This window comes from Micromonospora andamanensis, from assembly GCF_016863495.1.
In the GTDB taxonomy this organism is placed as follows: Bacteria; Actinomycetota; Actinomycetes; order Mycobacteriales; family Micromonosporaceae; genus Micromonospora; species Micromonospora andamanensis.
Window position 1 is genome coordinate 1 of sequence record NZ_BOOZ01000051.1, and the last position, 12,286, is coordinate 12,286.

12 protein-coding genes are annotated in these 12,286 nt (G+C 72.5%); 4 read left to right on the plus strand and 8 right to left on the minus strand.

The annotated features are described in order from the left end of the window. Positions 1-68 precede the first annotated feature (68 nt). Positions 69-1,112 (minus strand): ribosome small subunit-dependent GTPase A, encoded by a 1,044-nt coding sequence (gene rsgA / locus Van01_RS28065; RefSeq protein WP_204013870.1) that lies wholly within the window; start codon positions 1,110-1,112, stop codon positions 69-71. 252 nt (positions 1,113-1,364) lie between these two features. On the opposite strand from rsgA, the gene Van01_RS28070 reads away from it, so the two are divergent. Together Van01_RS28070 and Van01_RS28075 are read left to right on the plus strand one after the other, a co-directional pair. Next, on the plus strand, positions 1,365-2,081 hold the full coding sequence (locus tag Van01_RS28070; RefSeq protein ID WP_204013873.1) for a maleylpyruvate isomerase family mycothiol-dependent enzyme: 717 nt from the start codon (positions 1,365-1,367) through the stop codon (positions 2,079-2,081). Positions 2,082-2,086: 5 nt separating this feature from the next. Next, on the plus strand, positions 2,087-2,740 hold the full coding sequence (locus Van01_RS28075) for an MBL fold metallo-hydrolase (RefSeq protein ID WP_204013876.1): 654 nt from the start codon (positions 2,087-2,089) through the stop codon (positions 2,738-2,740). Between the two features lie 12 nt (positions 2,741-2,752). On the opposite strand, the gene Van01_RS28080 is transcribed toward Van01_RS28075, so the two are convergent. After that, a complete protein-coding gene (locus Van01_RS28080) occupies positions 2,753-3,076 on the minus strand; it encodes a nuclear transport factor 2 family protein (protein ID WP_239093158.1) in 324 nt (107 codons plus the stop codon). Positions 3,077-3,147: 71 nt separating this feature from the next. Further along, the gene (locus Van01_RS28085) at positions 3,148-3,756 is read right to left on the minus strand and encodes a DedA family protein (protein ID WP_204013879.1); all 609 of its coding nucleotides are present in this window, start codon (positions 3,754-3,756) and stop codon (positions 3,148-3,150) included. Between the two features lie 235 nt (positions 3,757-3,991). Here Van01_RS28085 and Van01_RS28090 point away from each other — a divergent pair, with 235 nt between their 5' ends. Beyond that, positions 3,992-4,195 carry a cold-shock protein gene (locus tag Van01_RS28090; RefSeq protein WP_093401468.1) on the plus strand — a complete coding sequence of 68 codons (204 nt, stop codon included), beginning with the start codon at positions 3,992-3,994 and terminating at the stop codon, positions 4,193-4,195. Positions 4,196-4,273: 78 nt separating this feature from the next. Here the strand turns inward: Van01_RS28090 and Van01_RS28095 are convergent, their stop codons facing one another. From Van01_RS28095 to Van01_RS28105, 3 genes are all read right to left on the minus strand, one after another. Continuing rightward, positions 4,274-5,170 carry a hypothetical protein gene (locus Van01_RS28095; protein WP_204013882.1) on the minus strand — a complete coding sequence of 299 codons (897 nt, stop codon included), beginning with the start codon at positions 5,168-5,170 and terminating at the stop codon, positions 4,274-4,276. A gap of 162 nt (positions 5,171-5,332) precedes the next feature. Next, entirely contained in the window at positions 5,333-7,036 is a 1,704-nt protein-coding gene (locus Van01_RS28100; RefSeq protein ID WP_204013885.1) for a CocE/NonD family hydrolase, read from the minus strand. 3 nt (positions 7,037-7,039) lie between these two features. Continuing rightward, positions 7,040-7,555, minus strand: a complete 516-nt coding sequence (locus Van01_RS28105; protein ID WP_204013955.1) for a MarR family winged helix-turn-helix transcriptional regulator — start codon at positions 7,553-7,555, stop codon at positions 7,040-7,042. Between the two features lie 169 nt (positions 7,556-7,724). Between Van01_RS28105 and Van01_RS28110 the strand changes: the two genes are divergently transcribed. Next, positions 7,725-9,854, plus strand: a complete 2,130-nt coding sequence (locus Van01_RS28110; protein ID WP_204013887.1) for an MMPL family transporter — start codon at positions 7,725-7,727, stop codon at positions 9,852-9,854. Here Van01_RS28110 and Van01_RS28115 read toward each other — a convergent pair. After that, positions 9,800-10,693 (minus strand): transglycosylase SLT domain-containing protein, encoded by an 894-nt coding sequence (locus tag Van01_RS28115; RefSeq protein ID WP_204013889.1) that lies wholly within the window; start codon positions 10,691-10,693, stop codon positions 9,800-9,802. The two genes, Van01_RS28110 and Van01_RS28115, sit on opposite strands and share 55 nt — an antisense overlap. A 145-nt stretch (positions 10,694-10,838) precedes the next feature. After that, a complete protein-coding gene (locus tag Van01_RS28120; RefSeq protein WP_204013891.1) occupies positions 10,839-12,191 on the minus strand; it encodes a DedA family protein in 1,353 nt (450 codons plus the stop codon). Positions 12,192-12,286 lie beyond the last annotated feature (95 nt).

Here is a 12,286-nt window from a genome sequence, read left to right on the forward strand (position 1 = left end):
CCCACCACAACTGCATGATCGCGAACCGGGAGGGAGGGTGGGGGTGGGGGTGGGGTGGGTGGGGTGGGTCAGTGGGGGTGGGGGGTGCGGCGGGGGGCGCGTGCCGTGCGGGTGGGGCGGGTGGCGTGGCGGCGGGTCTCGTGGGCGATCTCCCGTTGCAGCCGGCGCCAGCTTTCCCAGCGGCGGGCGGTCAACGCCCCGGAATCCCGCGCCGCCCGCACCGCGCAACCCGGTTCGGCCTCGTGTCCGCAGTCGCCGTACCGGCAGTCGGCGGCCAGTTCGGCGATGTCGGCGAAGGCACGGTCGAGCCCGGTCGAGCCGTCGAGCAGGCCGACGGCCCGCACCCCGGGGGTGTCCACCACGGCACCCCCGCCGGGCAGCGGCACCAGCGCCCGCCAGGTGGTGGTGTGCCGACCCTTGCCATCGACCCGACGAATCGCCTGGGTGGGCATCACCACCGCCGACACGAGCGCGTTGACCAGGCTCGACTTGCCGGCACCGGAGGGTCCGAGCAGCCCGAGGGTGCGGCCGGGGCCGACCTCGGCGCGCAGCGGCGCCAGTCCGGTGCCGCGCTCGGCGCTCACCGGCAGCACCGGCACGCCGGGCGCGAGGGCCGAGAGTTGCCGCGCCACCGCCGCCGGATCGGCCGCCAGGTCGGTCTTGGTCAGCACCACCAGCGGCCGGGCACCCGACTCGTGCACCAGGGAGAGCAGCCGTTCGATGCGGGCGGCGTCCGGCGCCGGATGCACCGGCTCCACCACCGCGGCCACATCAAGGTTGGCGGCCAGCAGTTGACCACTGGCGTCCTTGCCGGCGGTGCGCCTGATCAACGCGGTACGCCGCGGCAGCACCGCCTCCACCGTCACCCGCCCGTCGGGCCAGGCGCACAGCAGCACCCAGTCGCCGACGCCGGGCAGCCGGGTGGCGTCACCGACGGCAGCGGCCAGTACGGCTCCGCCAGTCGAGGCGCGCACCGGGCCGTCCTCGGTGAGCACGGTGCAGACGCCGCGGTCGACGCGGGCCACCCGGCCGGGACGCTTGTCGGTACGGATACGTCGCAGGTACGCCGCCCGGTCGGTGTCCCAGCCCAGGGCGGTCAACGTGATGGTCATGGCTCCTCGTTCAGGGTCGGTGCGGGTGATCCACGGGTGCGGTGACCGGCATGACCACCACCTCCTCCGCTCCGGCGCCGCGCGCGAACCTGCTCGACCTCCCTCGATGGTCACCGGACCGCGCCGCAGCAGGCGAGGCGTCCGCGCCCCGGGTCGAGGAAGTCGCTGGCACAGACGGTAGGTCGGACCACGCCGCACCGGAAGTGAATTCCCCGGCGACGCGGTAGACACGGGCCCGCTAGGGTCAGCAACGTGACGATGGATCCGCTGCTGCTGACCGGCGACGTGGACGACGCCACGGCCCGCCTGCTGCGGACGGCGGCCTCCTTCGACGCCGCCGACCTCGCGGCGCCGTCCCTGCTGCCGGGGTGGAGCCGAGGGCACGTGCTGGCCCACGTCTGCCGCAACGCCGACGGCTTCGTCAACCTGCTCACCTCGGCACGCACCGGCGAGCGGATCCCGATGTACGCCAGCGCCGCGGCCCGGACCGCCGACATCGAGGCGGGTGCCACGCGTACCGCCGAGGAACAGCTGGACGACCTGCGGCGCAGTGCGGACCGGTTCGCCGAGGCCGTCGCCGCGATGCCGGCGCCCGCGTGGGGTGCCACCGTCGAGACCCGCAACGGCTCCTGGCCGGCCGCCATGCTGGTCTGGGGTCGGCTGCGGGAGCTGGAGGTCCACCACGTCGACCTGGCGGCCGGGTACCGGCCCACGGACTGGTCACCGGCCTTCGGTCACCGACTGCTGCACGAGGTGACAAGCGGCTTCGCCGATCGCGACGACGCACCGGCGATGGTGCTGCGCTTCGACGGCAGCAGCCACGAACTGGTGCTCGGTGACCGGGCCCAGGCGCCGGTCATCGCCGGTGCCGCGGCCGACCTCGCCGCGTGGCTGACCGGTCGGGACCCTGGCACCACGCTGACCGTCACCCCCGACGGGCAGTTGCCCCGCCCGCCCGAATGGATCTAGGAGCCATGACCTACAGCGGAGAAGTCACGCCCGGCGGCCCGCCGGCGGTACGCGAACTCGACAAGCTGACCATCACCAAGGTGTCGGTCGGTCCGATGGACAACAACGCGTACCTGCTGCGCTGTGCCGACACCGGCGAGCAGGTGCTCATCGACGCCGCGAACGAGGCGCCGCGCCTGCTGGAGCTGATCGGCGACGCGGGGCTCGCCACGGTGGTGACCACCCATCAGCACATGGACCACTGGGTGGGCCTGGAAGAGGTGGTGGCCAAGACCGGGGCCCGCGCGCTGGTACACGCCGACGACGCGGACGGGCTGCCGATCGAGGCGCAGCCCCTCACCGACGGCGACGTCGTGCCGGTCGGCCACTGCGCTCTGGAGGTCATCCACCTCCGGGGCCACACCCCGGGCTCGGTGGCGCTGCTCTACCGCGACCCCGGTGGCGTGCCGCACCTCTTCACCGGTGACAGCCTTTTCCCGGGTGGAGTAGGAAACACCGACCGGGATCCGCAGCGGTTCGCCGCCCTCATCGACGATGTCGAGCACAAGCTGTTCGACAGGCTGCCCGACGAGACCTGGTTCTACCCGGGGCACGGTCGGGACTCGACGCTCGGCGCGGAACGCCCCCACCTGGCCGAGTGGCGCGCCCGCGGCTGGTGACCGCCGCGCCGGTCAGGGAGCGATGCGCAGTCGGCGGATCTGGTTGTCGTCGTAGTCCTCGAAGCGGTACCGCAGACCGGCGAGGGGGCTGCCGGGGAAGTCGCCGGTGATGGTGGCGGTGACCACCGTCCCCTCCGGCGTCTGCGTCACGTCGGTGATCTCGTACGACACCAGCGGCACCTCCTGCCGCCATGCCCGGATCGCGGCGATGCCCTCGTGGGTCCGGCCCTCGTCCTCGACGACCGCGTCGGGGGCGAAGAGCGCGAAGTAGGCATCGCTGTCGGGTTCACCGGCGAGCGCGAAGTAGCGACGGATGAGCTGCGGTGCGGTGCTCACGGCAGGGTTCCTCCCGGGTCGGTGCGGTGATGTCCTGATCCTGCCCGACAGGTCCGACAGCCACCCGCGATTCAGCGGGTGACCGCGCGCAGCCGCCGCCGGGTGCCCAGCAGCACCAGTGCCGCCAGCAGCAGTCCGCCGAGCATGGTCACCAGCAGCGGACTCGCTCCGGCCGGCAGCAGCCCGGCCAGTGTCCGCGACGCGGTGCCCACCACCAGGTAGAGGCCCGCCCAGCCGGCCGCCCCGAGCGCCGCGAACCCGAGAAACCGTCGGTACGACATGTGCAGCCCGCCCGCGGCGAGCGGCAGCAACGCGTTGAACACCGGCAGGAAGGGCGCGATCAGTACCAGCCGGCCACCGTCGCGGCGCAGGATCGCCTCCGCCGCCGTCCACCGCGTCTCGCCGACCCAGCCGCCGAAACGGCTGTGCCGCAGTCGGTCACCCCACCGCCGGCCGACCAGGAAGCTCAGCGACCAACCGGTGAGGCATCCGGTGACCACGGCGACGAAGGTCGCCAACCCGGTGGTGGGGCTACCGACCGCCACGGCGGCGAGCACCGCCACGTCGCCGGGCACGAGCACCCCGAACAGCGGCACCGCGTCGAAGAGCATGACCACCCCGAGCACCGCCATCAGCACGACCACGGGGAGCTCTCCGACCTGAGCCAACTGGTCCGCCATGCCTCGTACGCTAGGACCTGGCCGCCACCGTGGGAATCGGGTTTCCTCCCCATCCTCCCGGCGGCGCCCCTGAGGGTGAACCCTGATCCTGGCCGCCCCCGGCGCGCATCCGCCGCACCGCCTGAGGCGCTTCGGCCGGCAAATACGCTATTCACCGGTTACTGTCGGGAAGGTATTGGGCGATCACCGGCGCGGAAGCCAGGGGTCGCCCGCATGGAACAGGGAGAGAGTACGCATGGCAACCGGCACCGTGAAGTGGTTCAACTCCGAAAAGGGCTTCGGTTTCATCGAGCAGGACGGCGGAGGACCCGACGTCTTCGTCCACTACTCGGCCATCCAGTCCGGCGGCTACCGCGAGCTGACCGAGGGCCAGAAGGTCGAGTTCGACGTGACCCAGGGCCAGAAGGGCCCGCAGGCGGACAACGTCCGTCCGCTCTGACTCGTACGGTCCCTCGGGGCTGAACGCACGGCGACGAGTGGCGGCCGGTAGCCGGCCGCCACTCGTCGGTCCGTCGTCTCAGGCCGCCAGCCGCCGACTCAACTCACTGACGACCTGTTCGGCCACGGTGGGCGGGATCGCCGCGGCTATCTCCTGCGGGGAGAGGCCGGCCAGCACTCCGGCGACGATCGCCTGCTCATCGGTGAAGTCCCGGTTCACAAGCGACTCCACAGTGCTCTGCAGCGCGGTGAGCTGGGCGCCGATGCTGCGCAGTGTCGGATGGGCGACCCGGAAGGCGGGGTCCGTGTGGTCCTCGCCCATCGACATCCGGGTGTAGGTCTGCCCGATCGGGTTGCGCCCGTCCAGGACTGTGAGGTTGCGGTGAACGGTCCTGAGCCAGTTGTGCTCCTCGGGTGTCATGTCGTTCTCCCCCTCCTCGGACCTGAGCAGTCCGATGGTGGTCAGGTAGCGGCGGAACAGGGGTCGCTGGTCGCGGTTGGCCTTGATCGAGTCCCTGAAGAAACTGAAATGGGTGTGCCACAGGTGGGACCGGTCGCCGGTGCTGCGACGACCGAGCCGGTCCCAGCGCCGGACCACTGTGCCGTCCGGTGAGTAGATGATCTCGCGGATGTCCCGGGTGTCCGGGGCGTTGGCCACGCACTGCGCCACGCACCAGGTCGAGAACGTGACCAGGTTGTGGGTACGGCCGCCGGAGTTGACCTGGAACATCCCCACGTCCAGGGCGGCGGCGTCGAGGGTCAGGCCGTTGCGGTCGCGGGGCGACTCGACCACCGAGTAGTCGTTGGCGACGACCCGGTCCGACCCGCAGTGGTAGCCCCCTCGGTGGTTGACGTCGCCGACGATGCCGACCTCGTTGGGTTCGAGATCCTCGTCGCGACTGCGGTTGGGGTCACGGTTGAGATGCTCAAGCAGCAGACTACGAACGGCGAGAAGATTTGCCGGTGCCCGCGTCATGGATCCCCCTTCGCTGATCGTCAGGGGCCAGGCACGACAGTGACACCGCGTACGCGGCGAAGAGGCTCACAGGCGGGCCCGGCCAATCGGGTGCACGGCGCCGGGCGTATCACCACGATAGCTCGGCTTACCAGCGTATGCCCAGCTCAGAGGCGCTTTGATTCAGCTTGGAGAAGGCTGAGAGGCAGAGTGGACAACCGGTAGGACCACTGCGGACGGATGATCCGGATCGTGCATGATCTCCCGGAATCCACCACGCAGTGTTACAGCCGCGCCGAGTGGCTCACCGGTGCCGGGGTTGCGCGCGTAACGGGGATGAGCGCCGCCGGAGACCTGTAGCCGCAGTCGGTGCCCGGGGGCGAAGCGGTGGGCGGTGGGCCACATCTCGACAGGTACCACGACGGCGCCGTCGTGGTCGGCGGGGAACCGCTGCGGATCGACCCGGACCAGGCCGTCGCAGATGTTCCACGAACGCCCCCGACGGTCCACGTCGCACAGTCGCACGAAGACGTCCAGGTGGGTCAGCTCACTGCGCAGGTGGATCTGGGCGCGGACCGGCCCGACCACCTCGATCCCGGCCGCCAGCGGCTCACTGGTCCAGGTCACCACGTCGGGGCGGGCCTCGACCGGGCGGTTGTCGAACGGTCCGGCCCGCTGGGCCACAAGCAGTGGACCGCCGAGCGAAGGCGTCGGGTCGGCCGGGTCGTACCAGAATCCGTCGGGCGCCGACGGCACCGGGTCCGACGTGCGCAGGGCCGCCCCCGGGTGCAGGTACCAGCGGGTGGCGTCGGCCGGTGGCGGCCAGTCGGGCAGGTCACGCCAGCCACCGCCGGCCCCACCGACGTGCACCCGCACGGGCGCCTCGTCCACCGGCTCGGGCCGTGGGGTGGCACCGGCCGCCCGCTCGTCACCGGCCGGGTCGTCGCAGAGGTGGCTGTCGAGCCAGCGCAGCCCCTCGCGCAACGCGGCCACGAACAGTCCGGGGCTGCCGTGTGTCCAGGGCCCGACCACCAGGCGCGGGCGGGCACCGGTGGCCCGCAGCGCCTGGTAGTCGCGCAGTTGGGCCGGCAGGAAGATGTCGTGCCAGCCGCTGACCATCGCCACCGGGGAGCTGACCAGGTGCAGTCGGTCGTCGAAGACCCGGCTGCGCCAGTAGTCGGCCTGCGGGGTGTGGTGGCGCAGCCACTCCTGGAAGAACGGCACTGTCACCCCGGTGGCGACCCGGTCGGCTTCGATGAGCGGAAGGTGGGCCAGGGCGGCGGTGAGCCTCGGCTGGCCGCGCTTGAGTTCCCACTGACGAGCCAGCCAGGGCACGGTCTGCGCCTGTAGCAGCTCGGCCCAGGTCAGCACGGTGTCCAGGGCGAAGGACTCCCCCGCGTAGGTGGAGTCGCGGGTGGTCGAGGCGGTGGCGACCGCCACCATCGCCCGCAGTTGCGGGCCCGCGTCCGCCGCGAGCGCCCACTGCACGAATCCCTGGTAGCTGGCGCCGAACATGCCGAACGCGCCGGTCCACCACGGTTGCCGGCGCAGCCAGTCGAGCGTGTCCAGACCGTCGTCGCGCTCGTGCACGAACGGCTCGAACTCACCGCCCGAGCCGCCGGTGCCCCGGCAGGACTGGATGACCACGTGGAATCCCTGCTCGGCGGCGAGCCGGCAGAGCAGCCGCATCGGTCCGGCCCGGCCGTACGGGGTACGGATCAGCACGGTGGGCGCGGCGGGCAGGTCCGGCGCGTAGTGGTCGGTGCGCAGGATCACCCCGTCGCGTACCCGCAGCGCGATGTCCCGGGTCACGGTGACTCGTCGGGTGCGCGCCGGTGGCAGCCGCAGCGCGGTGGCGGCGAGTCCGGCCGCCAGGCGATCGAGCACGACTCACTCCGCCCGACGTCGGTTCGGCTCGGTCCGGGCGGCACGGACCTCGTCCCGGTGCTCCCGCAGCGAGGCCCCCATCGCCGTCATGAACCGGTACACCACCTCAAGCTCGTCGTCGCGGAAGCCGGCCATCACCCGGTCGGTGCGCTCGCCCAGCGGCCGGAAGAAGCCCATCGCCAGCTCGGCGCCCCGTTGGGCGTAGCGCAGCAGCACCTTGCGTCGGTCCGTGGTGTCCCGGTCCCGGCGCAGATGTCCGGCGCGTTCCAGCCTGTCGATCAGGGCGGTGACCGAGCCGGAGGAGAGGCCGAGGTGTTCGCCGAGCCGCCCCGGCGTGATCGGGTCGCCGAGCAGTTCGGCGTCCATCACCGCGATAAGTGCCTGCAGGTCGGTGGCGTTGAGGCCGTGCTGGCCGGCGAAGGCGTGACCGACGTGCTGGGCGTCCACGCCGTACCGCCGCAGCTCGGCCGTGATCTCGGCGATCAACACGTCCCGGCGCGTGTCGCGCCGACGGTACATCCCGTGAGCTGCCACGTCCCGCCGCTTCCTCCCGATTCCCCGGGTTCGCAGCATAGCCGAGTGAGACCCTCGTCTCGTCCGTCGAGATTCTCCACGAGGGAGATGTTGCAGCATCTTTCTTGATAGGCGAAAATCTCGGCTGTCTAGATACTTTTGGCTGGGGGTCTTGATGTCCGTGTTCTCCCGCGTGGCGGGCCGTCGCCTGAACGCCTGGTTCACCCTCCTCGCGGCGCTCGTCGTGGGCGCGGCCGTCTTCTGGCTGCCGGTCCCTGACAACCCGGCACCCGTCTCCGCCACCGGCCTGTCCGACCGCTGGCAATCCACCCAGGTCGAGCGACTTCAGGACGAACTGCCGGCCAGCGACGTCCAACCGGCGATCGTGGTGGTGACCCGCGACGACGGCGCGCCACTCACCGACGGCGACCGCACCGCCGTCGCCACCGGCACCGGTGCCCTCAGCGGGTTCACCGCCGGCGGTCAGGTCGCGCCGCCGCAACTCTCGCCCGACGGCACAGTGGCGTTGGTCGCCGTGCCGCTGAGCACCGAGGGCGGCCAGGAGGCGGTGGCCGCCACGGTGGCCGAGGTCCGCACGGCGTTGACGGCGCTCCCCGCCGAGTTGACCGTCGAGGTGACCGGCCCCCCGGCCTTCACCGCCGATCTCACGAAGGTCTTCGACGGCGCCGACACCACCCTGCTCGCCGTCACCGCCGCAGTCGTCGCGGTGCTGCTGCTCGTCACCTACCGCAGCCCACTGCTGTGGATGGTGCCCCTGGCCGTCGTGGCCGCCACCGAACAGATCGCCCTGCGGGCCCTCGACACGGTCATCCCCGCCGTCGGCATCAACTTCGCCGGCGGCGCCGTCTCCGGCATCGCCAGCGTCCTGGTCTTCGGGGCCGCCACCAACTACGCCCTGCTCCTGATCGCCCGCTACCGGGAGGAACTGCGCCGCGAGGAGGACCGCTTCGCGGCCATGCGCGCCGCGCTGCGTCGCACCGCCGAACCGATCCTCGCCAGCGGTGGCACCGTCATGCTCGGCGTGCTCACCCTGCTGCTCAGCGAGCGGGAACTCAACCGGGCCCTCGCCGTCGCCTGCGCCACCGGCATCCTGCTGGCCATGGCGTCGGCCCTGCTGGTGCTGCCCGCCGCACTGGTGCTGCTCGGACGCGGCCTGTTCTGGCCGTTCGTACCGCACGTCGGCAGCGAGGCTCGGGAGGGGCGGATCTGGGGCCGGCTCGGCGCCGCCGTGATCCGCCGCCCGGTGCCGGTCGCGGCCCTGGCCGCGCTGCTGCTGGCCGCGCTCGCCCTCGGCGGCCTCGGCCTGCGGACCGGGCTGTCGGAGACCGAGCAGTTCCGGGTGCAGCCCGAAGCGGTCGCCGGGGCACAGACCCTTGCCCGCGCCTTTCCCGCCGGCACCACCCAGCCGGTCGCGGTGATGACCCGACCCGACACCGTACCGGCGGTCGCCGCTGCCGCCGCCGAGGTGCCCGGGGTCGCCTCGGCCCGCCCCGGCACCGCCGGCCCCACAGTCGCCCAGGTCGACGTGGTGCTCGACGCCGAGCCCGGCACCACCGCCTCCGACCGCACGCTGGAAGCCCTGCGGGACGCGGTCGCCGCCGTACCGGGCTCCGCACCGCCCGCCCCGGCCGGCGGGGACACCCCCACCGGCGCCATCGTCGGCGGCACCGTGGCCGGCACGTACGACGCGGCGGCGGCCGACGCCGAGGACCTACGCGTCATCCTGCCGCTGATCCTGCTGCTGGTCGGCGCCGTGCTGGTCCTGCTGCTCCGCGGCCTGCTCGCCCCGGTGCTGCTGGTGGTCACCGTCGTCGCGTCCTACTTCGCCAGCCTCGGCGGCGCCTGGCTGCTCTTCGACCACGTGCTCGGCTTCCCCGCACTGGACACCACGGTGCCGCTGCTCGCCTTCGTCTTCCTGGTGGCGCTCGGCGTGGACTACAACATCTTCCTGGTCACCCGCGCCCGCGAGGACGCCCGCGCCGTCGGCACCCGACAGGGCATGCTCTCCGCGCTACGGGTCACCGGCGGTGTCATCACCAGCGCCGGCATCCTGCTGGCCGCCGTCTTCGCCGTCCTCGGCGTGCTGCCGCTGATCACCCTGACCCAGATCGGGATCATCGTCTGCCTCGGCGTGCTGCTGGACACCCTGCTGGTCCGTACGGTCGTCGTCCCGGCCCTGGCGTTCCTGCTCGGGGAACGCTTCTGGTGGCCCGGCCGGGTCACAGTCGATCAGAACCCGAGGCAGACACACTCCGACATCAGCGCCCGGACGTTGCGCACGTAGCTCGGGTTCGGGACAGTCAGTGGCTGTCCCTCCCGGGCCACCGCCCCGTGGCCGTAGTTGTACGCGGCGATTACCGCGTTCAACAGGCACGAGTTCAGCTCGGAGGTGCACAGGTCGGCGTCGAGCCGGTAGTCGGCGTCGAAGTACATGTCGCCGATGTACTTGGTCAGCCAGGCCAGGTAGGTGCCGCCGAGGTAGGCGTTGTCCCGGTGGTCCCACACGTCGTAGCTCTGCCCGAAGCGCTGGTTCATCCAGGTCGCGGTGTCCGGCATCACCTGCATCAGGCCGATGCCCCCGTCGCAGGCCACGATGTTGGACTGCCAGCCGCTCTCCTGCCAGGCGGTCGCCTTGATCAGGCTCAACGGGATACTGATGTCCGGCGCCGACGTCGGCCAGTACGTCCGCCCGGCCGCCTCGGTCAGCGCCGCCTTGGCCTGGGCGCGGCTGGCCTGATCACCCTTGTAGCTGGGCTCGCAACTGCTGGGCGCCGGCTTCGGCGGAGCGGGCGGAACCTTCGTCTCCGTCGGCGGTTTCGGCACCGCCCGGGGAGCGGTGGCCGTGGTGCGCTTCGGCTTCGGGCTCCGCTTCGTCGCCGACGGCGACGCGCTGGCGCTGGGGGTGGCCTTCGGCGCGGCCCCCATCGACTCCACCGCCGACGGCGTCTCCTGCGGCACCGTCGATCCGCTGGGCTCCCCCGCAGCGTCCGGCGCCTCCTCGGGAAGCGCCACAGGTGCCGGCACCTCCGCCGCGGGAGTGTCCACAGTGGCACATCCACCGCCGGTCAGCAGCAGCATCGCGGCGACCACCGCGACGCCCCACCGTGCGCCCCCGCGCCCCATGTCGACCCCTTCCGGCCGGTGACGAACCCGCCGCACACTAACAGCTACCCAGCGCTGCGCGTGGCCCCGCGAGACAGCCGCCGGCCCGCCCCCGGATCACCGCCCGCCGCACACGCGACAGCCGCCGACCGCCCGGAGCACGGCCTCATCGACCGGTCGAGCCACCGCCGGCCACCGCACGGTCCCGGGTCGCCCAGGCGACCATGAACACAGCTGTCCAGGCGGCGCCGAGCAGCACCGCGCCGACGGTGCCGCTGGCCGTGCTCAGGCCCAGGTACAACCGCGCCCCGCCGATGGTGACCACACCCGCCGCCGCCACGGTCCACGCGGCCACCGCCACCGGCCACCGTGCGCCCCGCGACAGCAGCCACGCCAACGTGCACAGGCTCGCGGTCACCACCACGTTCTGGGTGGAGAACAGCACCACCCGCTCACCGGCCGCCAGGTCGGCCACCGCCGCCAGCACCACGAGCGGCACGAAGGCACCTACCGTGCCGACCACGCTGAGCAGATCCGCCCGCCACGGTCGGTGCCGCCAGGCCTGCACCAGCGCCACCACCGCCACCATCACGATCAGCGACGAGCCCCGCAGCAGCGACACCGCCGCCTGGGTCGCCTCCACCGCGTCGGGCGTCCGCCGAGCGGCGAACCAGCTCGCGATCACCCCGTCGACCAGGGACAACCCGCTGTGCCGGACCACCGCACGCAGGGTCCACGCGATCACCAGCGCCACCGCGAACAGCAGCACCACCCCGGCCGCCAGGTTCGCCAGCAACGCCCACGCCGGACCGAGGCGCAGACTCAGCAGGAAGAACAGCAGCCCGTAGCGGGCCGACAGCCACCGCAGCGGCGGCAACCGGGCCGCCCTGGTCAGCAACGCCCGTGCCGGATCGGGGTTGCGACCCAGCCACCGGCCGGCCAGCACCACCGCGACAAGCGCGGCCACCAGCACCAGCACCGCTCCGGTGGCCCGGCCCAGCAGCCGGGAAACCGTCTCGTACGACTCTCCCGCCAGATGCCCGACGAGCACCGAGGCACCCACCCAGGTGATCACCCCGGCCAGGTTCCACGGCGCGAACCGGCGGTACCGCATCCCGGCCGCACCGGCCAACCGGGGCACCAACGTGCGGGCGAACGCCACCCAGCGGGCGGTCAGCACACCCCGCCCACCCATCCGGTCGAGCATCGCGTCGGCGCGGGCCCACCGCTCCGCCCCCACCCGGGCGCCCCACCTGCTGGCCCGCAGCCGAGGCCCGAAGCGCCGACCGGCGCGGAACGCCAGCGCGTCCCCCAGCGCGGCGGCGGCGATCATCACCAGCAGCGCCGGACCGAGCCGCAACGTACCGGTGTATGTGAGGAAGCCCACCAGGAGCAGGGTCGCCTCACCGGGCGCGACCAGCCCGATGATCAACGCCGTCTCGGCGGCCACGACCAGCGCCGCCACCACGTAGATCAGCCACGGCGGCAGGCTCTGCACCGAACTGAGCAGATCGTGCACGGCGCCCCCGGATCACCTCGGCAGAACTGCCCTGCAAGTGTGACAGTGCGCTCCGTCACCGCGCGGCCCCGCCCTCCGGTGACCCCGACGCCACG